Source organism: Gammaproteobacteria bacterium, assembly GCA_016200485.1.
Classification (GTDB): Bacteria; Pseudomonadota; Gammaproteobacteria; order Tenderiales; family Tenderiaceae; genus JACQEP01.
In genome coordinates this window covers 1-20,770 of record JACQEP010000012.1, presented here as the reverse complement: position 1 = coordinate 20,770, position 20,770 = coordinate 1, and the positions used below count along the sequence as shown (strand labels likewise).

At 51.2% G+C, this 20,770-nt stretch carries 22 protein-coding genes and 1 other RNA gene; 16 read left to right on the top strand and 7 right to left on the bottom strand.

What is annotated here, in order from left to right:
* Window positions 1–294: 294 nt before the first annotated feature.
* From HY272_07945 to HY272_07925, 5 genes are all read left to right on the top strand, one after another.
* The gene (locus tag HY272_07945) at window positions 295–1,050 is read left to right on the top strand and encodes an MBL fold metallo-hydrolase (protein MBI3772615.1); all 756 of its coding nucleotides are present in this window, start codon (window positions 295–297) and stop codon (window positions 1,048–1,050) included.
* A gap of 1 nt (window position 1,051) precedes the next feature.
* Entirely contained in the window at window positions 1,052–1,858 is an 807-nt protein-coding gene (locus tag HY272_07940; protein MBI3772614.1) for a protein-glutamate O-methyltransferase CheR, read from the top strand.
* A 115-nt stretch (window positions 1,859–1,973) separates the two neighbouring features.
* Window positions 1,974–2,384, top strand: coding sequence for a chemotaxis protein CheD (locus HY272_07935; GenBank protein ID MBI3772613.1), 411 nt, complete (start codon window positions 1,974–1,976; stop codon window positions 2,382–2,384).
* 21 nt (window positions 2,385–2,405) lie between these two features.
* Window positions 2,406–3,482, top strand: a complete 1,077-nt coding sequence (locus HY272_07930; protein MBI3772612.1) for a chemotaxis response regulator protein-glutamate methylesterase — start codon at window positions 2,406–2,408, stop codon at window positions 3,480–3,482.
* A gap of 168 nt (window positions 3,483–3,650) precedes the next feature.
* Window positions 3,651–5,282 (top strand): hypothetical protein, encoded by a 1,632-nt coding sequence (locus tag HY272_07925; protein ID MBI3772611.1) that lies wholly within the window; start codon window positions 3,651–3,653, stop codon window positions 5,280–5,282.
* Here HY272_07925 and HY272_07920 read toward each other — a convergent pair.
* The 4 genes from HY272_07920 to HY272_07905 form a co-directional block, all read right to left on the bottom strand.
* Window positions 5,272–6,435 carry a response regulator gene (locus HY272_07920; protein MBI3772610.1) on the bottom strand — a complete coding sequence of 388 codons (1,164 nt, stop codon included), beginning with the start codon at window positions 6,433–6,435 and terminating at the stop codon, window positions 5,272–5,274. The two genes, HY272_07925 and HY272_07920, sit on opposite strands and share 11 nt — an antisense overlap.
* A 91-nt stretch (window positions 6,436–6,526) precedes the next feature.
* The gene (locus HY272_07915) at window positions 6,527–7,141 is read right to left on the bottom strand and encodes a response regulator transcription factor (protein ID MBI3772609.1); all 615 of its coding nucleotides are present in this window, start codon (window positions 7,139–7,141) and stop codon (window positions 6,527–6,529) included.
* 156 nt (window positions 7,142–7,297) lie between these two features.
* Window positions 7,298–7,687: a response regulator gene (locus HY272_07910; protein ID MBI3772608.1), complete on the bottom strand. Its 390-nt coding sequence runs from the start codon at window positions 7,685–7,687 to the stop codon at window positions 7,298–7,300.
* 309 nt (window positions 7,688–7,996) lie between these two features.
* Window positions 7,997–8,917, bottom strand: a complete 921-nt coding sequence (locus tag HY272_07905; GenBank protein MBI3772607.1) for a sodium:calcium antiporter — start codon at window positions 8,915–8,917, stop codon at window positions 7,997–7,999.
* 237 nt (window positions 8,918–9,154) lie between these two features.
* On the opposite strand from HY272_07905, the gene HY272_07900 reads away from it, so the two are divergent.
* The 8 genes from HY272_07900 to HY272_07865 all read left to right on the top strand — a co-directional run bounded on the left by HY272_07900 (window position 9,155) and on the right by HY272_07865 (window position 14,879).
* A complete protein-coding gene (locus HY272_07900) occupies window positions 9,155–9,904 on the top strand; it encodes a TerC family protein (GenBank protein ID MBI3772606.1) in 750 nt (249 codons plus the stop codon).
* A complete protein-coding gene (locus HY272_07895; protein MBI3772605.1) occupies window positions 9,905–10,756 on the top strand; it encodes a 23S rRNA (adenine(2030)-N(6))-methyltransferase RlmJ in 852 nt (283 codons plus the stop codon).
* 155 nt (window positions 10,757–10,911) lie between these two features.
* Window positions 10,912–11,008: signal recognition particle sRNA small type (gene ffs, locus HY272_07890), an RNA gene on the top strand.
* Window positions 11,009–11,084: 76 nt separating this feature from the next.
* Window positions 11,085–12,695: a DNA polymerase III subunit gamma/tau gene (gene dnaX / locus HY272_07885; GenBank protein MBI3772604.1), complete on the top strand. Its 1,611-nt coding sequence runs from the start codon at window positions 11,085–11,087 to the stop codon at window positions 12,693–12,695.
* 241 nt (window positions 12,696–12,936) lie between these two features.
* Window positions 12,937–13,263, top strand: coding sequence for a YbaB/EbfC family nucleoid-associated protein (locus HY272_07880; GenBank protein MBI3772603.1), 327 nt, complete (start codon window positions 12,937–12,939; stop codon window positions 13,261–13,263).
* 7 nt (window positions 13,264–13,270) lie between these two features.
* The gene (recR, locus tag HY272_07875) at window positions 13,271–13,867 is read left to right on the top strand and encodes a recombination protein RecR (protein MBI3772602.1); all 597 of its coding nucleotides are present in this window, start codon (window positions 13,271–13,273) and stop codon (window positions 13,865–13,867) included.
* A 141-nt stretch (window positions 13,868–14,008) separates the two neighbouring features.
* Window positions 14,009–14,401, top strand: a complete 393-nt coding sequence (locus HY272_07870; protein ID MBI3772601.1) for a hypothetical protein — start codon at window positions 14,009–14,011, stop codon at window positions 14,399–14,401.
* 34 nt (window positions 14,402–14,435) lie between these two features.
* Entirely contained in the window at window positions 14,436–14,879 is a 444-nt protein-coding gene (locus tag HY272_07865; GenBank protein MBI3772600.1) for an Rrf2 family transcriptional regulator, read from the top strand.
* A 32-nt stretch (window positions 14,880–14,911) separates the two neighbouring features.
* On the opposite strand, the gene rsgA is transcribed toward HY272_07865, so the two are convergent.
* Both rsgA and HY272_07855 read right to left on the bottom strand, forming a co-directional pair.
* A complete protein-coding gene (gene rsgA, locus HY272_07860; protein ID MBI3772599.1) occupies window positions 14,912–15,907 on the bottom strand; it encodes a small ribosomal subunit biogenesis GTPase RsgA in 996 nt (331 codons plus the stop codon).
* 63 nt (window positions 15,908–15,970) lie between these two features.
* Entirely contained in the window at window positions 15,971–16,258 is a 288-nt protein-coding gene (locus HY272_07855; GenBank protein MBI3772598.1) for a hypothetical protein, read from the bottom strand.
* 122 nt (window positions 16,259–16,380) lie between these two features.
* Here HY272_07855 and orn point away from each other — a divergent pair, with 122 nt between their 5' ends.
* Together orn and HY272_07845 are read left to right on the top strand one after the other, a co-directional pair.
* A complete protein-coding gene (gene orn / locus HY272_07850; protein ID MBI3772597.1) occupies window positions 16,381–16,935 on the top strand; it encodes an oligoribonuclease in 555 nt (184 codons plus the stop codon).
* A gap of 76 nt (window positions 16,936–17,011) precedes the next feature.
* On the top strand, window positions 17,012–17,893 hold the full coding sequence (locus HY272_07845; protein MBI3772596.1) for a Dyp-type peroxidase: 882 nt from the start codon (window positions 17,012–17,014) through the stop codon (window positions 17,891–17,893).
* 138 nt (window positions 17,894–18,031) lie between these two features.
* Here the strand turns inward: HY272_07845 and queG are convergent, their stop codons facing one another.
* The gene (gene queG, locus HY272_07840) at window positions 18,032–19,108 is read right to left on the bottom strand and encodes a tRNA epoxyqueuosine(34) reductase QueG (protein ID MBI3772595.1); all 1,077 of its coding nucleotides are present in this window, start codon (window positions 19,106–19,108) and stop codon (window positions 18,032–18,034) included.
* Window positions 19,109–19,133: 25 nt separating this feature from the next.
* Here queG and HY272_07835 point away from each other — a divergent pair, with 25 nt between their 5' ends.
* Window positions 19,134–20,612, top strand: a complete 1,479-nt coding sequence (locus tag HY272_07835) for an NAD(P)H-hydrate dehydratase (protein MBI3772594.1) — start codon at window positions 19,134–19,136, stop codon at window positions 20,610–20,612.
* Window positions 20,613–20,770: the final 158 nt, after the last annotated feature.

The window sequence follows — 20,770 nt, the reverse complement described above, 5'->3', positions numbered from 1 at the left end:
ATCGCACGCGTATTATCGTTACGCGTCATAAATCCGAAAGGACAGCGTCAAACCAGTTGATTTCGGGGTTGCGTGATCAGCTTTTGAGTTGTTTGGCCAAGATACGCCGCAGCTGTACCGTAGGCACGATAATATCCCGTGCTGCACGCATCGAGGCGGTCCATGGCGGGTCGCTGGCAAAACAGTTGACCCAGGTAGCGATGGAGGTCGAGGTCACCGTGGGATGTATTGAGGATGCCATAAAGTCGCTGGAAAAATTATTAGAGTCCAAAACCTTAAGTTCGGAGAATCTCAATGAAGAAGTCGCAGTTGATTTATCAGCAAGGCAGTCACAAGTGGGCGGTGATCGCCCGCGACCCGGCGAAACCGAATTACGTGATCGACACCAACGAGTACGTGATCGCCCACGGCAAGGAATTGCTCATCGCTGATCCGGGTGGGATGGAAATTTTTCCGGCGGTTTTTTCCGCGCTGAGTGCCGAGTTTGATCCTAATCAGGTGCGCCATCTGTTTGCTTCGCATCAAGATCCGGACATTATTTCATCCTTGGGGCTGTGGCTGGATTTCAACCCTGATATCAAATGTTATCTGAGCTGGTTATGGGCCGGATTTATTCCTCATTTTGGCGGAAATGATTCAACTTTCATCAAAATGCCGGATGACGGTATGGAGCTGATGGTGGGTGGGCTCACCTTGCGTGCAATCCCGGCGCATTATTTACACTCATCGGGAAATTTTCATTTATACGATCCCAAGGCACGCATCCTGTTTTCGGGAGATATTGGTGCAGCAATGATGCCGCCGGGTGAGGATGGCCTGTATGTGGAAAACTTCGATCGGCACATCGGCCATGCCGAGGGGTTTCATAAGCGCTGGATGGGTTCGAATGAGGCGAAGGTAGACTGGTGTGAGCGCGTATCGAAGCTGAAGATCGATATGCTCTGTCCGCAACATGGTGCCATTTATCAGGGCAGCGATGTCGAAAGGTTTATCAACTGGCTTGCAGAATTGGAAGTGGGTGTGGGCATCAAGCGAGAGGCGGTCGCCTAACATGCTGGCAACGACAATCACCGATCAGGAGTTTAATCAGATCCGTCGATTGCTGCACGAACTGGCGGGTATTCATATGTCCGACGCCAAGAAAAATCTGGTATGTGGCCGGCTGGGAAAACGGGTAGAAAAGTGCGGATTCAAGAGCTATGGCGAATATTTTCAGCTATTGAGTAATGGCCAAAATCCCGGCGAACTGCAAGTGGCAATCGATCTGCTGACCACGAACGAAACCCATTTTTTTCGCGAGCCCAAGCATTTTGATTTTTTGCGCGAACGGATATTGGTACCGCATCGCACCGGTCAGCCGTTTCGTATCTGGAGTGCGGCCTGTTCCAGTGGCCAGGAGCCATACACATTAGCAATGGTATTGGCAGATCACTTTGGCGATGCCGCCTGGGACATCGTGGCTTCTGATCTCAGTACCCGGGTACTGGAGCGGGCGCGTGCCGGACAGTATGCGCTGGAGCAGGCGGAGGAGATCCCCGAGACCTATCTGCGCAAATATTGCATGAAAGGCGTTGGGCCGGAAGAGGGGACCTTTATCATCGACCGCCGCCTGCGCAGCCGGATCGGCTATCAGCAAATCAACCTCAATCAAACCCTGCCACGGCTTGGTGAATTCGATGTCATCTTTCTGCGCAATGTCATGATCTATTTCAATACGGATACCAAGCGTCAGGTGGTGGACAGATTGTTGCAGCAACTGAAACCTGGTGGTCATCTGTTCATCGGGCATTCTGAAAGTCTGAATGGTATCGCGGATAGTGTGACGACCGTGGTGCCGTCTGTGTATCGCAGGCTGTGAGTGACTGCATGTGAGAGTGACAAAACACATAATAGAAATATTTCTCCAGCCTGCCGAGTGCTATTTCGGAGATGAGAATACGCGTATCCGTACTATTTTGGGGTCATGCGTTTCAATGACGGCCTGGCATCCAAAAAGATTCGTCGGTTTTATGTGCCACTATATGCTGGCGTCACGGCCAGCAAGTGCAGATAAAAACCTCGATGCGAAGTATGGCGAAGATGCCATTGCGATCTTTTTGCGAGAAGCTGATCGCAATAGAACCGATCCAAAGGATTACATCATCAAGGTTTTTGGCGGTGGTAACATGTTTCCTAAGGATCGTTCTTGTCAGCTCCCGGCATTCGGGTGTTTGGGCGAGACATGTGCCCATGTTTCGTGCAGAAATGTCACTCTTGGGCGGGAGATTTTGAAACAGCACGGGTTGAAGATTAGTGCAGAGCATGTGGGCGGCACTGGTCATCGTCAGATTATCTTCGATATCTGGAGCGGCGACGTATGGATGCGGCATATATCGATACCATAATGATTAACGGGGGTGATATTCGTGCCTAAGATCAAGGTACTGGTTGTCGACGATTCAGCTGTGGTACGCCAGGTACTGCAAGAAGTACTCAGTCATGATCCGCAAATCGACGTGATTGGTGTCGCCTCCGATCCCTTATTTGCCATGCAGAAGATGGTCGGTAATTGGCCAGATGTGATTGTGCTGGATGTCGAAATGCCGCGCATGGACGGCATCAGCTTTTTGAAAAAGATCATGGCCGAGCGGCCGACTCCGGTGGTGATTTGCTCCACGCTTACCGAGAAGGGTAGCGTAACGTCGATGCAGGCGCTTGAGGCCGGTGCGGTGAGTGTTGTCACCAAGCCGAAGATGAATCTGAAGCGTTTTCTGGAGGATAGTTCGGAAGATTTAGTATATGCTGTCAAGGCCGCCGTCCAGGTGAATATCAAGAATCTGAAATCCGCTGTCTCTCCTGTAGTGTCCAAGAAATTGAGTGCGGATGCCATTATTCCCGCCGTCAGCGTGGCGATGAGCGAGACAACGGATTGCGTTGTGGCCATCGGTACGTCCACAGGTGGAACTCAGTCGCTGGAGGTGGTGTTGAGCGCGTTGCCACGTGTTTGTCCAGGGATCGTCATTGTGCAGCATATGCCGGAAAAATTTACCGCGTCATTTGCCGAACGGCTAAATAGCATATGCCAGATTGAGGTCAAAGAGGCCGTGAACGGCGATCGTGTTATTCCAGGGCGTGCATTGATCGCCCCCGGAGGGAAACACATGTTACTCAAATTAAGTGGCGCCCAGTACAAGGTCGAGGTCATTGACGGCCCACTGGTCAATCGCCATCGCCCATCTGTGGATGTATTGTTTCGTTCGGTGGCCAAATATGCCGGGAAAAACGCACTGGGCATCATCATGACCGGCATGGGTGATGATGGGGCACGTGGACTCAAGGAAATGCGCGATGCCAACGCCGTAACACTCGGTCAGGATGAGGAAACATGTGTAGTCTATGGCATGCCGAAAGAAGCAGTCAAAATGGGCGCTGTGGAACGGTCTGTCTCGCTGACCACAATCACTGCAGAGATTGTGCAGTTTGGACGTGGCAGAAAAGTGTGATTTTTTATTCGCTTTATTACGTCTAATTCCGATATCCCGGAATAGACCTTAAGCCCGCTAACCCGCTAGTATGTGTGTGTAGTGGGTTGCTATTGGGATAGAGGGGGAGCAATGACATTTATAAGACAACTGCTTGTAATAGCGTGCCTATCATTTTTTAGCGTTTCGATGGTTTGGGCTCAGACAGAGCAGGGACCACAACCTGTACGGCCCGAGGCTTGGCAGAATTTCGAGACCCTGGTGCATGCCATTCATGGCTCGCAGCAGGATTTGGATGACGCCCGCAAACGTTTGGCAGCGGCTTCAATAGACAGCGAGCGGGCCAGGTACTCAGCCGAGGTGGAACGTATTACACAGGAAGTCATGTCATTGCAGATTGCCTGGGAGATGTGGGCAACCGGCGGCGTGGACTTGCAGTTATTTGAACCCCAAACCGACCAGAAAAAATTTGATTGGCGCGAGGAGTTGCAGTCGGTCTTTGAACCGATTGTTATCGAATTACGCCGTGTGACTGAGCGACCAAGAAAGATTGAACGGCTGCGTGGTGAACAGGCCTATTATTCCCAGCGGTTACAAGCCGCCGAATCGGCGTTAAAGAGCGTCGCGGTGTATCGTTCTGGCGCGCCTTCGTCGCAATTGAAGGATGCATTTTCAGATCTTGAGTCACGCTGGCAAAAGCGGCGAGACGATGTTAAAGGTCGTCTTGATTTGGTTAATTTTGAGTTGCAGGAGCTGTTGGCACCGGATGCTTCGGCTGAATTCAAGGCGCGTGAAGCTTTAAAGGAACTGCTGAGCGGGCGCTTGGTTAATTTGCTGTTGGCATTGGCGGCGGCAGGTGCTGTTTATGGCCTGTTGTGGCAGGTCAACCGGCTCTACGCCCAATCGCTGATGCGTCGGGGCCGCTATCCCGCGTTCTTCACACGGGCGGTGAATTTAGTTCTGGTGATGATTGGCACGATATTGGCGCTGTTCGCTGCAATGGCAGTGCTGTATGCGAGAGGCGATTGGATACTTCTCGGCTTGCTGATGTTAGTGTTAGTGGGACTGGCGCTGACCTTGCAGCGTTCATTGCCGGCGTATATTACTGAAGTTAAGTTGATGCTTAACATCGGATCGGTAAAAGAAGGAGAACGTATCATTTACAACGGTTTACCCTGGAAGGTGCAATCATTGCGCATTGCTTCAACCTTGGTAAATCCGGCTTTACGTGGCGGACGGTTGGTATTGCCAGTTCGCTTGCTTGGGCAGTATACCTCGCGGCGTTATGATGAAAATGAACTCTGGTTTCCAACCCGAGAAAATGATTTTGTGCTGCTGAATGACGGTAGTTTTGGTCAGGTAACGTTACAAACGCCAGAAATTGTACAAGTGCGGGTTGCGGGTGCAGTGAAAACATTTCCAGTGATGGCATTTCTTGATCTGGCGCCTCACAACTTAAGTCAGGATGGTTTTTCTATTACTGTGAAATTTGGAGTAGATTACCAACACCAGGCGCTGGTGATCAGTGAGATTCGTGACAAATTGGAAAAATATATCTCCGTGCAACTAGGTCAACATGCTAGTAGAGATATGTTACGGAAGTTGAGTGTCGAATTTTCTGAAGCTGGCGCTTCATCTTTGGATTTTGTCATTACAGCAGATTATGAGGCGGGAGCCGCCAAGCATTACCTGCAGCTGCGTCGCTGGCTGCGGCGTTTAGCAGTGGAGGCAGCGAATTCCTACAATTGGGTGATTCCATTTGACCAGTTACAAGTGCATATTGCAGGGCGGGATGATTCAATAGAGAGGCTTAGTAATTAGGGGCTTCTGGTGTGGATGGAAAAAAAACTTTGAAGGTAGAGCCTTCACCCTGGGTTGATCTTACATGAATATGGCCATCATGCTTGTGGACAATGCCGTGAACCACCGATAATCCCATGCCGCTGCCTTCGCCAATGGGCTTGGTAGTGAAAAATGGCTCAAATATCTTTTCAATAATTTCTTTCGGAATGCCACTGCCAGTATCCGAGACCGCGATGACCACATAATGGCCGTTATAATTTTGGTGGCAGGAGTCGCATTGGGCTTTATCTAAGGTAACGCAGTCTATTGATATGGAGAGTAGGCCCTTACCATTCATGGCGTCTTTTGCATTAACGCACAGGTTCATCAACAGTTGATGTAATTGGACAGGATCAATTTTGATATGTAGCGGATCATCTCTGTGTTTGACATCGATATGGATGCTGCTTGGAAGGATGGATTTTATCAATGAGATTACTTCATGTGCAACTTGGATCGGATTTACAAGTATAGGGTTGTCGTCCTGCTGGTTTCGGCTATATGTTAAAATTTTCTTAATAAGGCGGCGAGCGCGCTCGCTGGCAATTGAGATTTCACCGAGATACCTCAGTAGATCATTGTCGGCGTGTTTCTTTGCTGAATGTATTGATAGATCAGCATAGCCGATGACGGCGGTAAGTATATTGTTGAAGTCATGTGCTATTCCGCCTGCAAGTCTGCCAATGGCCTCCATTTTGTGCGCATTCATGAGTTGATTCTCATGAGCGATCCTGTTCTCGAGCGCATTTTGGCGCTCTTTATCAAGCGCCCTTTCGTTTTGATAAGTGTTGATTAGCTGCCGTAATCGATGGAGTAGGACGGTCCAATGCACTGGCTTTGGTATGAAATCGCTGGCGCCAGCTTTGTACGCAAGTTCGATTGATTGTTTATCATCAAGGTTGGTAACCATGAGAATCGGGAATTTCTTTTCACGAAATTTATTTGCGATGACAGCAACCGCCTCGAACCCATCCATGATAGGCATTATTGCGTCTATTATAAGTGCATCAGGATGAAAGTCGCCACATAGCCTGATGGCATCAACGCCATTCGTTGTGCAATACACTTGGTATCCATCACGTTCCAGTAGTGCTTTCGTGATCGATAGCATGTCTTCATCGTCATCAGCCACTATAACAGTCGGTCTATTATTGTTATTTATTATCATCATCGTGGATATCAGGTGTCTGATTTTTGTTGATCGATGTTGCAGCTTAATTTAGCTATTTGAAAATATGAAGTAGCTGTGTAATCGTGTTGACGTTAAGTTTTCTGAAAATTCTATATCTGTGGACTTCGACTGTCCTGTGGCTGATGGCTAAGTCTTTAGCTATTTTTTTGCTGGATTTTCCGTTTAGTATTAGATTTAACACATCCTGCTCTCTTTTCGTGAGGTCTTGGTAGAATTTCTTTATTTCAATGGTCGATTCGATTTTTTTAAGATGATGGATATTTTCCATTAACGCCGTATTTACCATTTCGAGGAGTGTGTTGTTATCAAATGGTTTTTCCAGAAAACCAGAAGCGCCCGCCTTGATGGCGCGGACGGCTGTGCTAATATCACCGTGACCGGTTACGAAAATGATGGGTATTGAGACTCCTAGCTTTATTAAGTGATCCTGGAGTTGAAGGCCTGTCATTCCGGCCATTTGGATGTCCGCAATTAGACAGCCCCTGATTTCATGATCCAGGCATGAAATAAACTCCGCAGCCGATGAAAACTTGCGTGCGCTCATGCCAACGGAGAGCATGAGATCGTGTATTAGATTTCTTACGCTTTCATCATCGTCAATGATGTAGATAATTTGTTCGTAACGGATTTCTGATTCTCTGTCCATATTATTAAGCCGATGGCTTCGCGGTAGGGTGAGACCTATGTGTCCGGGCTTCGAGGTATAGGTCAGAACGCTTCATGATAAGATAATGCTTAATGGTTTATGTATATCGGTCTGATCTGTTGATTTTTTCAATAATCATTTTTCTAGATCAATATTTTATATTTGTGTGAATGTTGAAAGAGAGGAGAATTCTTTTATTTTATATTTTAGGTCGCATATGCGAAATGGTTTTTCAAAGGTATGCGTTGCGCCAATGAGTTTCGCGACGGAAAGGTAATCAAAAAAATTCGATTTAATTCCACCGCCGCCGGAAATGGCAATTATTGGTATGTTTGGATACTTTCTGGTTATATCCATAATCAGGTCTAAGCCATTTTGTTCCGGCATTACAAGATCAGTAATGATTAGGCCGATGTCATGATGACAAAGCTCTTTGGCTTCGTGGCCGTTAGTGGCGGTAATGACCTTGTATCCATCCAATAGCAACGCCTCGCTTAGTAGTGCGAGTATTGCAGGATCGTCATCAACAATTAAAATGTGCGCCATTATTTGACCGTTATTAAATTCTATTGCCATTAATGATGTAGGTTATTTGCTACATTTATCGGGATAGCCAGCCTTTTCTCGATAAGAATTAATGCGTACATTGGGTCGTTAAAAGTAATAAGATTTACTTATTACTAGTGATTAATACTTAACAATCAGCATTGTGATCAATAGAAAGTATTAGTTGATTTACGCTGATTAGTAGTATTTTTATAAAAGATTGTGAATGGACTTTATCATATACCGAGTCACGTTGTCATGATATATGGCGCTCTTGGTTGGCGTGGCGTCGATTTCATCGTCATCGTTTTATCTTTGCAAGATAGTGACAAGATACACAGCGTATAGCGCTAATAGAAATGCCGCCCGACGCGGCTCCACCAAGCCACTTCGCGAGGGGTATGTGAGAATTACGGCGACAAGTCCGATGAGCAGTGTTGCCATCACCCGGCGAGTATCAACGGCGATGGGATATATCAAGGCGGCGACAGAGATAATAAATAGTCCGTTGAAAATATTGCTACCGAGGATGGTGCCAAGTCCTACTTCGTCATGCCCCCGTAATTTCGAGATGATGGCTGTCGCCAGTTCAGGTACCGAGGTGCCAACCGCTACAATGGTCGCGCCAATGACGAACTCCTTGATGCCATAGGCGGTGGCAATGCCGACAGCACCAGTCACAATCAAGCGGCCAGCGCTGATCAGCAGAATCAAGCCTGCGATTGAGAGCAGAATTGAACGCCAGCCTTTCATTTCTCCCAATACTTTATCTGTGACACTGCGTTGACGGCGCGCTTCAATAATGGTGGCGATCAGCCAGACAATGAAAATGCACAGCAATAAAAAACCATCCAGGCGTGAGAGTTGGCCATCAATGAGCAAGGCGGCAGTGATCGCGGGAGCAAACAGCGCCATCGGGAAATCACGTTTAATGCTGCTGTGAGGACATTGAATGCCCGAAATTAGAAGCGCGATAGCAAGAATCAGCGCTACATTGACGACATTGCTGCCGAGCGCGTCGCCCATGGAAATTTGTGGTTTGTGGGCAATGGCAGAACTGATGGCGACAGCCAGTTCGGGGCTGGACGTGGCGAAGGCGGCAACGGTGGCGCCAATGATGCCCGGGGAAACACGGACCCAGTGAGCAAGGCCAACACTGCCGCGCACAAATAGCTCGCCACCGATACCGGCACACACGATGCCTGCAAAGAGGGTGAGGTAATCGTACATCGCTGTTCCTTATTAATAGGTTATTGGTTTCATTGTAGGAGAATTGATCAGCCTCGTATCAGTTTCGGGTTAATTAAGGTATTGGGAAGTCAAATTATTGTCATCATATTCATGATGTTAGAGAGCTGTTGAAATTTCGATTTATAGGCGCGGCTGGGTGGCGGTGACTTGGGGTATCATACGCACGTTTGTCTATTTGATTCCCCCCGTCATTGGATGTGAGAGAGAAAATTTATTATGGAATGGATGGCTGATCCGCAAGCTTGGGTTGCTTTCTTTACGTTGACCGCACTGGAAATCGTCCTCGGCATCGACAATATCATCTTCATTTCGATTCTGGTCGGCCGCCTTCCGCCCGAGCAGCGCGATCTGGCCAGACGTTTGGGGCTGTCGCTGGCGATGGGCACGCGTATTTTGCTATTGCTGTCTCTGGCCTGGGTGATGGGGCTCAAGGACGCGCTGTTTACCGTTTTTGATCAGGAGGTTTCGGGGCGTGATCTTATTCTGTTTGGCGGAGGTCTGTTCCTGTTATGGAAGAGTGCCAACGAGATTCACCACAGTCTGGAGAATGCGGAAGAGGAACAGAAGGCAGGCAGAGGCGTGAGTTTGAGGTCGATTCTGGCGCAGATTGCGATTATTGATATTGTCTTTTCGCTCGATTCAGTCATCACCGCGGTGGGTCTGGTCGATCAGGTGATGGTCATGATCCTGGCGATTATCGCCTCGGTGGGCATCATGATGTTCGCCGCCAAACCGATCGGCGAATTTGTCGATCGTCATCCCTCAATCAAGATGCTGGCGCTGAGTTTCCTCACCATGGTCGGCACAGTGCTGGTTGCCGAGTCGCTGGATTTCCATGTGCCGAAGGGTTATGTCTATTTCGCTATGGCCTTCTCGGTGGCGGTGGAGTTGCTCAATATCCGCATGCGCGCCAGGCGCGCCGCGCCGGTGAAGTTGCATAAACAGCTCCAGGGAGAGGATCACTGATTGTTAAGTTATCGTCATGCCTATCACGCCGGAAACTTTGCCGATGTGCTCAAACACACGGTAATGGTGGTGTTGGCACGGTCGTTGACGCGGAAGGACAAGCCGTTTTTTTACCTCGACACGCATGCCGGAGTCGGCAGTTATGACCTGGCGAGCATGGCGGCGGAAAAGACCGGAGAGTGGCGGCAGGGGATCGGCCGGATCTGGTCGCGCCCAGATTTACCAGCGGCGTTGCAGCCATATCTTGATGTCGTGCGAGCGATGAACCCAGATGGCGAATTGCTTCATTATCCGGGATCACCGCGAGTGGTGCGCCATTTCTTCCGCGCCCAGGATCGGATGTGGCTGTGTGAATTGCACCCCCGTGATGTAGAAGCGCTACGGGTAGAATTTGAGGATGACCCGCAGGTTAAAGTTGCTTTTGAAGACGGTTTCCATGCGATCAAGGCGCAATTGCCGCCCAAGGAACGGCGCGGCCTGGTGCTCTTCGATCCTTCCTATGAGATCAAGACTGACTTTCGAACGGTGGTGAATGCCATGCAGGAAGGCTATCGCCGCTTTGGCACCGGTACTTACGTCATCTGGTATCCCGTCTTGCAGCGGCGGGTGGTGGAAAAGCTCTGGGCCGACGTAGGGCGGAGCGGGGTCGAGCGAGCCGTGGTGGTGGAGCAGTGTGTGGTCCCCGACGGCGCCGAGGGCATGACCGGCAGCGGTATGATCGTGGTCAACCCACCCTGGCAGTTCGAGGAGCAGATGGCGGCTGTCCTGCCGTGGTTGACCGATTGCCTGGCCCAGACCGGTTCCGGTCGTTACCGGCTGGAGTGGTTGGCAGGGACCGCCGACTCCGCCTGAATAAATGCGCTGATTAAGTGCTCGAGGCATCTGCTAACGACCACAAGGGGCGATTCATGAATTATCATGCCCAGCGGGCAGTTTTCAGATAAGCCATATTCGCCAGCCGGGGCCCGATTCGTTATACTACCACCCCTTCACGTTATGGTGGCTCACGTCGGTCACTTCGCAACGATACACTGCAAACCCCGCCAGGCCCGGAAGGGAGCAACGGTAGTAGTGGACTCGTGTGCCGGGGTATGGCGGGCGTGGGTCGCCACCCATTTAAGGGTCGTTTTGGGTTAGAATCCAACCCTATGCCATTACTCATATTCGCAGTAAATCACCCATGAGCTATCAGGTTCTGGCCCGCAAATGGCGGCCGCGCAGTTTCGGTACCATGGTCGGCCAGGAGCATGTGCTGCGGGCCTTGATCAACGCCCTCGACAACGATCGGCTGCACCACGCCTATCTGTTCACCGGCACCCGTGGTGTCGGCAAGACTACAGTGGCGCGCATCTTCGCCAAATCACTCAACTGTGAAAAAGGGGTGAGCGCCAATCCCTGCGGCCAGTGCAGCGCATGTCGCGAGATCGACGAAGGCCGGTTTATCGATTTGATCGAGGTCGATGCCGCCTCGCGCACCAAGGTGGAAGACACCCGCGAGTTGCTTGAGAACGTGCAATATTCGCCGACGCGTGGTCGCTACAAGGTCTACCTCATCGACGAAGTGCACATGCTCTCGACGCACAGCTTCAATGCGCTGCTCAAAACGCTGGAAGAACCGCCGCCGCATGTGAAATTTCTGTTGGCGACCACCGACCCGCAGAAATTACCCGCCACCATTCTCTCGCGTTGTCTGCAATTCAGTTTGCGGCGTATGTCGCCGGAGTTGATTGCCGGTCATTTGGAATATGTCTTGGCACAAGAAGCCGTGCCGGCGGAAGCAGGCGCGATTCGCCAGATCGCCGCAGCGGCTGACGGCAGTATGCGTGATGCCTTGAGTTTGCTTGATCAGGCGATTGGCTATGGCGGCGGCAAACTGGGTGAGAATGAAGTGCGGGTCATGCTTGGCACCATTGATCGCAGTTACGTCTATCGCATGCTGCAATGCTTGGCTGATCAAGATGGTAATTCATTGTTGCAGGTCGTTGATAATCTTGCGCAGCAGGGCGTGGATTTTTCCACTGTGCTGGCAGAATTGCTGTCGCAATTGCATCGTATTGCCTTGTTGCAGGCCGTGCCGCAAGCGTTGGATCATGCCACTGATCATGAAATCCCGGCCAATTTGGCTAAGGCTATCAGTCCTGAAGATGTGCAACTGTATTATCAGATTGGGTTGAATGGCCGCCGCGATCTACCTTTTGCGCCCGAAATGCGCGGCGGTTTTGAGATGATTGTTCTGCGCATGTTGTTGTTCCGGCCACTGGATTTGAAGGTGATGCCGGTGGCTGGGGCGCGGACCGCACCTGCGGCAAAGCCTGCTGCAGTTTCTGCATCGCCGAGTCCTGTCCGACCCGTACCTGCCGCCGCACCTGCACTCAAAACAGCGCCCGTGCCGACCACGGTTACAATGACCGGTAATGAGTCGTGGCCGGAATTGATAGTCAAACTGGGTTTGCAGGGCATGTTGCTGCAACTGGCGTCCAATTGCGTGATGACAGGGCGTGAAGGCAACACTTTTCGTCTGATGTTGTCACCACAACACGTTTCATTACGTAGCAAGGCGCAGGAACAACGGTTGCAGGAAGCGTTGCAAAAACTGTTTGGGCAGGATAGCCGGCTGGTGATGACAGTGGGCGAGCTGGCACAGGAAACACCGGCCTTGATGCAGCAGCGGCAGGCGAGTGACCGGCAGCAGTCGGCAGTTAATGCGATTGCGGACGATCCCAATGTGCAGCGCATTCGCGAAACGTTTAATGCACAGGTGGTAAAAGAATCGATTCAGCCGATTGATTGATTTTTGTGGTTATTGCAAAAAATCCAACGCAGACGAGTGCATGGATGCACGAGGTAGGGCAACGCCGGGAGCAGTTGCCGAGACGCAAAGACGCAGAGAAATGCTAAAAAAATGAGTGTTGTTAAATATTGCGTTAAAGCACTCACGTGCTCTGATAGTTGTTTCACTCCCTCTCCCGCTTGCGGGAGAGGGTAGGGGAGAGGGTGCGAAATTTTCCAATTAATGTTAAGAGGTAACTAATATGATGAAAGGCGGACTTGGCGGCCTGATGAAGCAGGCGCAAAAAATGCAGGAAAACATGCAGAAGGCCCAGGAAGAATTGGCCAAGATGGAAGTGACCGGCCAAGCCGGGGGCGGCATGGTGTCGGTGGTGATGACGGGCCGTCACGACGTGCGCCGGGTAAGCATCGATGCCAGCTTGATGCAGGAAGAGAAAGAGATGCTGGAAGATTTGCTGGCCGCTGCGGTGAACGATGCCGTGCGTCAGGTCGAGCGCCAATCCCAGGAAAAAATGTCGTCGATGACGGCGGGGATGGGGCTGCCGCCGGGTATGAAACTCCCGTTCTAATGCGCTAATGTCAGACAACAATCTCATCACACAACTGATCGAGTCCTTGCGCTGCCTGCCGGGGGTAGGCCCCAAATCGGCGCAGCGCATGGCCTATCATTTGCTGGAGCGCGATCGCACTGGCGCACGGCGTTTGGCGCAATCGTTGGAGGCAGCGGCAGATCGTGTCGGGCATTGCCGCGATTGCCGCACGCTGACCGAACATGAACAGTGTTCTATTTGCGTCTCTTTGCGTCGCGATCGCAGTCAACTCTGTGTTGTAGAGATGCCGACCGATGTCGCAGCGATCGAGCAATCGCATGTGTTTAATGGCGTGTATTTTGTCCTGATGGGGCATTTATCGCCTTTGGATGGGATAGGACCAGAACAGATTGGTCTGGATCAATTGAGAGCACGTCTCTCTCAAGGCGAAATCAAGGAAGTGATCCTGGCGACCAACTCTACGGTCGAAGGAGAAGCGACCGCTCACTATATTGCCGAGCTGGCGCGCAGTCAGAAAATCAACGCCAGTCGTATCGCCCGTGGCGTACCCATGGGTGGCGAACTGGAGTTTGTGGACGGAGGCACGTTGTCCCACGCCATGGCTAGCCGCCAATCGCTCTAAACCCAATTCTCTAGACACTGCCCATTCAATACTGTTCTACTCAGGTATATAAACCTATTGTAGTACTTGGTATGCAACATATAAGTAATATGGTATTTTATAAGGTGCATCGGCTATGGCAACGCTAAGAAGGCGATGGGTATGGAAACAAGTCTGATAGTCGCCATTGGCAGTTATTTCGTCATGCTGTTTGCCTATTACATGAAGCAGTGGCGGTTTGTGCATATGCCGTTGATGGCCGCTGTGATTATGCTGGATATGATGTTTCCCATCTATTTAATACTGAACCGGGATTGGTATAAGCGATTGATTGAACAGGAAGAAATATTTTCCTTTATGATCTGGATGCATCTGATCCTGATTATCACTCTATATGCCTTATACGTTCTCCAAATTTCCACAGCCCGTAAAATGTTACAGGGTGACATGACAGCGAAGAACGGGCATCGTAGTCAGGGCATAGGAATCCTGGTTGTGCGAGGGTTGGTGGTACTTTCAGCGGCCCTGTTGATCGAGCCCGATAAGCACGGCTGATGGCGGTTACAAGAATGATTGGAAAGGGTTGCGCATGCAATTGACGTTATATACCGACTACTCGTTGCGAGTGTTGATTTATCTCGGTATTCGTCCGGGTATGCAGGCAACGATTACGGAAATAGCCCAGCACTACAAGATTTCGCGCAACCATTTGGTGAAAGTAGTGCACAACCTTGGCTCGTTGGAATACATTCGTACGGTACGTGGTCGCGGGGGCGGCCTGGTGCTGGCGCGAGAGGCAAAAGAAATCAACATCGGTGCAGTAGTGCGCAAAACAGAGCCCAATTTTGATCTGGTGGAATGTTTTGATTTAGATCACAACACTTGCCCGATTGCACCCGCATGTAAATTGATTCGTCCGCTCAAATTGGCGCGCGATGCATTTCTGCATGAACTTGATAAATACACGCTCGGCGATGTAGTGGGGAACAGGCGCGAACTGGCTGTTCATCTTAAGATCAAGTTGGACGATTAGCTGTAGAGGCACGGCGCGCCGTGCCTCTACAGCTAATCGTAGCCCGGTTTTGGTAGCGACTCAATGATTTTCAGATAACTCTCATAACGGCGGGTATCGATCGCGCCTTGCGCCACGCCCGTCTTGATTGCACAGCCAGGTTCGCTCTGGTGAATGCAATTGTTAAATTTGCAGTGGCCGATGAGTGGCCGGAATTCGCGAAAACCATAGGCGATCGTTTCTTTCTCGGTAATGAACAAGCCAAATTCACGTACCCCCGGCGAATCGATCAAGTCGCCACCGTGTAGCAGATGATAAAGGTTGGTGGAGGTTGTTGTGTGACGGCCTTTGTAGGTGGAAGCCGATAACTCCCCAACCCTGATTTCTTGGTCTGGTAATAACCAGCGAATCAGCGACGATTTTCCCACGCCTGATTCACCGACAAAGATACTGGTGCGGTTCTGTAAAACCGATATCAGCGCATCCATGCCACCGTTTTGCTTGGTGCTGGTGAACAATACTCTGTAACCTATTGCCAGATACGGAGCGATATCAGTCTCGAGTTGTCGGCGATCATTATCAGTCAAAAGATCAATTTTGTTGATGATTAGCAGCGGTTCGATGCTTAACGTCTCCGCTGCTACGATATAGCGATCGACCAGATCGGTATTGAATTCAAAGCGATCATCACGTGCGCCACGCACAGCACACACTACAATTACCTGATCGATATTAGCTGCGATTAGCTTCTCCATGCCGCGATCATCAGGGCGCGAGAGCAGAGTCGTGCGCGGCAGGCGTTCAATGATCACGCCATCTTCATTTGTCGTTGGTTGCCATACTACGCGGTCGCCGCAAATTACATCGCCTAACTTGCGACGGACTGCGCAACGGAAGACGCGGCCTTGTTCATCTTCCACGTCGATGCTGTGGCCATATCGCGTTACTACCAAGCCCATGAAGGAAGAGTCGCTGCTACCCGTTGGTGTTTGCGCAGAAGCTTCCTGTCGCTCGTGATCACGACCGCGGTGGGCAGGGCGCTTACGCATTATGTTGCCCTGTGGTGATTAATGGCGGAGTTAGGAAGAGATATAAAAATATGCAAGGGAGCGTCAAGGCTTCTTAAACTTATAAAACGTGTCATTAAGATAATTGATTACAGAATCCAATTGTTTTTTATTCCAATGTGTCTGTGCCTGAGTATCACAAAACTCCACCCGTGCCTGTAGTTCCGGGTACGAATTTACAATGCGTGGGCTGCGCGTATAGATGCTGTCATCATGGCAGCTCTGGCACTTGCTCTTTTGTAAAGCCTTACCACCATCCGCAGCTGCCAAAGCGACCGGTGAGAGCAATACACTGTACAAGCCTAAGGCCAGAATGGAATAAATACGGGGCATCAATAATCTCCAGGTGTCCGCCAAATAAACCACCATTCTAGCCCAATCTCTGATCGCAGCAATAGCGCAAAATTTCCTTGCCAATCTGATAAGATCTAAATTTTCCAAGAAGTGAGACAGGTATGGCGCAAAATCCCAACCACTTGATCTGGATCGACCTTGAAATGACCGGTCTAGACCCGGACAAAGACCGTATTATTGAAATCGCCACCATTGTCACCGATGCTGAGCTCAATATCCTGGCCGAAGGGCCTGTGCTGGCCATCCATCAAAGCGATGAAATTCTCAACGGCATGGACGAATGGAATACCCGCCAACATGGGGGTTCAGGGCTCACCGCCCGCGTCCGGGCCAGTACAGTCAGTGAACGCGCAGCCGAGCTGCAAACGCTGGAGTTCCTGCGCCAATACCTTCCCGCCAAGGCATCGCCCATGTGTGGCAATAGTATTTGTCAGGATCGGCGCTTTCTTTATCGCGGGATGCCTGAACTGGAGAAGTTTTTCCATTATCGCAATCTTGATGTCAGCACTATCAAAGAATTGGTCAAGCGCTGGGCCCCAAAACTTGCCGATGGCTTCACCAAAAACGCTGCTCATTTGGCGCTGGATGATATCCGTGACTCGATTCGCGAGCTACAATATTATCGGGAGCATTTTATTAAATTACCAACAATGTAGGGTGGGTTAGCCGCGTTTCTGCGGCGTAACCCACCAAGCCGTCGCCGTAGGCGATACAATATCGGTTGGGGGCAACATGAGCGACATACAACAGGGAATACTTGCCGATGTTCCCGCTACCGCACGCCATTTGTTCTTCACGTCCACACCCGATAATCAACCAGCGCGCGCACTTCGTGCACTGGCTAATCTCGTCGAAGGCGAGACGATTGTTGCCGGACTCGGTCAGTCGCTAGTCCAAGCATTAGGTAAAAATATTCCTGGACTCAGTGTGTTTCCGCGCTACGCAGGGGTGGGGTTCGATGTTCCGTCCACGCCTGCTGCACTGTGGTGCTGGTTACGCGGTGATGATCGCGGCGAGCTGTTGCACCTCACACGGCAGATCGAACACGCCTTGGTGCCTGATTTAGTCTTGACTCAAACTATCGATGCTTTCCGTTTTCAATCAGGCCGCGATTTAACCGGCTACGAAGATGGCACCGAGAATCCAAAAGGCGAAGCCGCGATAGATGCGGCCATTGTCAAAGACACCGGCCCTGGTCTTGATGGCGCGAGTTTTGTTGCTGTGCAGCAATGGTTGCATAACTTCGAGCATTTCGAAACCATGCAGCCGGAGGAACAAGACAACGTCATCGGCCGCCGCCGGCGCGATAATCAGGAAATTACAGATGCCCCTCCTTCGGCGCACGTAAAAAGAACCGCCCAAGAAAGTTTCGATCCTGAGGCGTTTGTCCTGCGACGATCTATGCCCTGGGCCGACGATAAACGCGCCGGGCTGGTGTTTGTGGCCTTCGGTAAATCTACTGCTGCATACGAAGCACAGTTGGCCAGAATGGTAGGTGCTGAAGATGGTATTTCCGATGCGCTATTCCGTTTCACGCGGCCGATTACCGGCGCTTATTTTTGGTGTCCGCCGATGAAGAAAGGGCGGCTTGATTTAAGTGCAATTGGAATTTAAGCTGATGTCGGGTTACGCGTTCGCTAACCCGATCTACAAAATTGACGAATAAATGTAGGGTGGGTTAGCGGCATAGCCGCGTAACCCACCCAGTTGTCGCCGAAGGCGACACATTTTTTATGAATGGGCGTAAAGTCATTAACTCCGCTCTAGAGCCCATCGCACGTGCTCCCTCACTATATCCGACATATGATCGAGCCGTGTTCGCAGGGCGACGATAACTTCGGGTGTCTTCGGCGCATTACCCAAAGCCACAGCAATATTCCGCAACCAGCAGTCGTAACCAATGCGGCGAATGGCGGAACCTTCGGTTTTTTTCAGGAACTCAGCCTCACTCCAATTAAATAACTCCACCAGCTTCGGCGCGTCGAGTTGATGGCGTGGGAAAAAATCAGGTTCCTTTGTCATTTGCGCGAAGCGATTCCAGGGACAAACCAGTTGGCAATCATCGCAGCCATAAATGCGATTACCGATTTTGGGACGTAGTTCTTCGGGGATGCTGCCGCGTAATTCAATGGTGAGATAAGAAATACATAACCGGGCATCGAGTTTGTACGGTGCGATGATGGCTTGCGTGGGACAGACATCAATGCAGGCCCGGCAGCTACCGCAATGATCGGTGACGGGTTGGTCGGGAGGCAAGTTGAGCGAGACGTAAATCTCGCCGAGAAAAAACCACGATCCGGCCTCACGGCACAGTACGTTGGTGTGTTTGCCGATCCAGCCGAGCCCGGCCTTTTGGGCAATGGGTTTTTCCATCACCGGTGCGCTATCGACAAATACGCGATAGCCAAATTGACCAATATTTTCCTGGATGCGCTCGGCGAGCTTTTGCAGTCGGTTGCGCAAGGTTTTGTGATAATCGCGACCCAGCGCATAACGTGACACGTAGCCCAATTCCGGCGAATTAAGAATGGTATCGGGATCGCTGCCTTCAGGCAGATAATTCATGCGCACGCTGATAATGCTTAATGTGCCGGGGACAAGTTCTTGCGGCACGCTGCGCTTGTCGCAGTTGCGTGCCATATAGTCCATTTCGCCATGAAAGCCGGCCGCCAGCCATTGTTGGTGTTCGGCACTGGCGCTACTAAGGTCAAGATCGCTGATCCCGACCTGATCAAACCCCAGTTCACGGCCCCATTGCTTAATTTGGCTAACCAAGGCCGAAAGGTCGACAGGGGCAGGCGAAGGGGGTAATGTTGAATTTGAGTCCATAGCGCTATGATACTGGATACTGCTCATGAGCCAACTTCCCCATACCCTTTATCATGCCGCCGCGGTGCGTGAGCTGGACCGGCAGGCCATCGAAATCCATGCCATGCCGGGCATCGAATTGATGAACCGCGCCGGGGCGGCGTTGTTTGACGAGTTAATCGTTCGCTGGCCGGACGCTCGCCGCCTTGCGGTGGTGTGCGGTGGCGGGAATAACGGCGGCGATGGTTTTGTGGTAGCGCGCTTGGCGTTGGAACAAGGTTTGGAACCGAAGCTGATTTGTGTCACTGATCCGGCGACGCTAAAAGGCGATGCGCGCAAGGCGTGGGGAGCGGCGCAGGCGGCGGGATTGGTGCCGGTGCCGTTTAAACCGAGTGTGTTTGACGATGCAGATGTGATTGTCGACGCCATCTTCGGCATAGGTCTGGATCGTCCCATTGAAGCCGCAGTGGCGAATGTGATTCATGCTATCAACAACAGCGGCATCCCGGTGTTGGCGGTGGATATTCCTTCAGGTTTGTCAGCGGATAGCGGTGTGGTGATGGGGTGCGCTGTGCATGCGGAGGCAACAGTAACGTTTATAGGTTTAAAACAAGGTTTGTTTACGGGGGCCGGATCGGAACTGTGTGGTGCAATCCGGTTTGAGGATTTAGGTGTGCCGCTGGCGGTGTATGACGAAGTGACGCCGAGTGCGACACGCATCGACTGGGCACAGCAAAAGTCTTGTCTGCCACCACGGCCGCGCAACGCGCATAAAGGCATGTTTGGACATGTGTTGGTGATTGGCGGTAATCACGGCATGGCAGGTGCCGTGCGTATGGCGGCGGAAGCGGCGGCACGAACAGGCGCCGGATTAACGAGTGTGGCAACACGTCGCGAGCATGTTGCCGCCATGGCAGCTGCGCGGCCCGAAATTATGTGGCATGGGGTGGAAGCGGCGAGTGATTTAACGCCGTTGCTGGCGCGTGCCACGGTCATCGCCATCGGTCCCGGTCTGGGCCAAGATGCCTGGGCACAACAGCTCCTGGCGCGAGTGTTGGAGAGTTCATTGCCGTTGGTTGTCGATGCCGATGCCTTGAACCTGCTCGCGCACGAGCCTTGTTCGCGCAATAATTGGATACTCACGCCACATCCTGGTGAAGCGGCGCGGTTGTTGCAATCTAGCAGCAGCGAAATTAACGCGGATCGTTTTGGAGCGGTGCAAAAGTTACGTGAACATTACCAGGCGGTTGTCGTACTCAAAGGTGCGGGTACTTTGATTGCCGATGAACAGGGTGCGATTGCGCTTTGTAGCGAAGGTAATCCCGGTATGGCGGTCGGCGGCATGGGTGATGTATTGACTGGGGTGATCGTCGCCTTGGTCGCACAAGGTTTAGCGCTCAGTGATGCTGCGCGTGTGGGTGTGAGTTTGCATGCGGCTGCCGGTGATCGTGTGGCCCTGGAAGGTGAGCGCGGGTTATTGGCTGGGGATTTATTTCTGTATTTGCGGCGGTTGGTGAATGGCTGAGATGGGTTGCTATTCATGGTAGATACTCTGTTCGAGGTCAAGCATTTTTTCTGTAATTTTTGCACTTTCCGGCTCATGCTGGAATCGCGTAAAAGCGGGTGTTATCGAAGGGCTTGTTGTCCTTCAACATGCCGTGAATGGCATGCAGCAGTTTACGC

What these genes read in the sequence shown, in the direction of transcription:
- HY272_07855 (MBI3772598.1), bottom strand. Translation starts at nt 16,258, where the DNA reads ATGCCCCGTATTTATTCCATTCTGGCCTTAGGCTTGTACAGTGTATTG.
- HY272_07845 (MBI3772596.1), top strand. Translation starts at nt 17,012, where the DNA reads ATGAGCGACATACAACAGGGAATACTTGCCGATGTTCCCGCTACCGCA.
- HY272_07870 (MBI3772601.1), top strand. Translation starts at nt 14,009, where the DNA reads ATGGAAACAAGTCTGATAGTCGCCATTGGCAGTTATTTCGTCATGCTG.
- HY272_07940 (MBI3772614.1), top strand. Translation starts at nt 1,052, where the DNA reads ATGCTGGCAACGACAATCACCGATCAGGAGTTTAATCAGATCCGTCGA.
- orn (MBI3772597.1), top strand. Translation starts at nt 16,381, where the DNA reads ATGGCGCAAAATCCCAACCACTTGATCTGGATCGACCTTGAAATGACC.
- queG (MBI3772595.1), bottom strand. Translation starts at nt 19,108, where the DNA reads ATGGACTCAAATTCAACATTACCCCCTTCGCCTGCCCCTGTCGACCTT.
- HY272_07925 (MBI3772611.1), top strand. Translation starts at nt 3,651, where the DNA reads ATGGTTTGGGCTCAGACAGAGCAGGGACCACAACCTGTACGGCCCGAG.
- dnaX (MBI3772604.1), top strand. Translation starts at nt 11,085, where the DNA reads ATGAGCTATCAGGTTCTGGCCCGCAAATGGCGGCCGCGCAGTTTCGGT.
- HY272_07900 (MBI3772606.1), top strand. Translation starts at nt 9,155, where the DNA reads ATGGAATGGATGGCTGATCCGCAAGCTTGGGTTGCTTTCTTTACGTTG.
- HY272_07935 (MBI3772613.1), top strand. Translation starts at nt 1,974, where the DNA reads ATGACGGCCTGGCATCCAAAAAGATTCGTCGGTTTTATGTGCCACTAT.
- HY272_07945 (MBI3772615.1), top strand. Translation starts at nt 295, where the DNA reads ATGAAGAAGTCGCAGTTGATTTATCAGCAAGGCAGTCACAAGTGGGCG.
- HY272_07905 (MBI3772607.1), bottom strand. Translation starts at nt 8,917, where the DNA reads ATGTACGATTACCTCACCCTCTTTGCAGGCATCGTGTGTGCCGGTATC.
- recR (MBI3772602.1), top strand. Translation starts at nt 13,271, where the DNA reads ATGTCAGACAACAATCTCATCACACAACTGATCGAGTCCTTGCGCTGC.
- rsgA (MBI3772599.1), bottom strand. Translation starts at nt 15,907, where the DNA reads ATGCGTAAGCGCCCTGCCCACCGCGGTCGTGATCACGAGCGACAGGAA.
- HY272_07910 (MBI3772608.1), bottom strand. Translation starts at nt 7,687, where the DNA reads ATGGCGCACATTTTAATTGTTGATGACGATCCTGCAATACTCGCACTA.
- HY272_07835 (MBI3772594.1), top strand. Translation starts at nt 19,134, where the DNA reads ATGAGCCAACTTCCCCATACCCTTTATCATGCCGCCGCGGTGCGTGAG.
- HY272_07880 (MBI3772603.1), top strand. Translation starts at nt 12,937, where the DNA reads ATGATGAAAGGCGGACTTGGCGGCCTGATGAAGCAGGCGCAAAAAATG.
- HY272_07865 (MBI3772600.1), top strand. Translation starts at nt 14,436, where the DNA reads ATGCAATTGACGTTATATACCGACTACTCGTTGCGAGTGTTGATTTAT.
- HY272_07915 (MBI3772609.1), bottom strand. Translation starts at nt 7,141, where the DNA reads ATGGACAGAGAATCAGAAATCCGTTACGAACAAATTATCTACATCATT.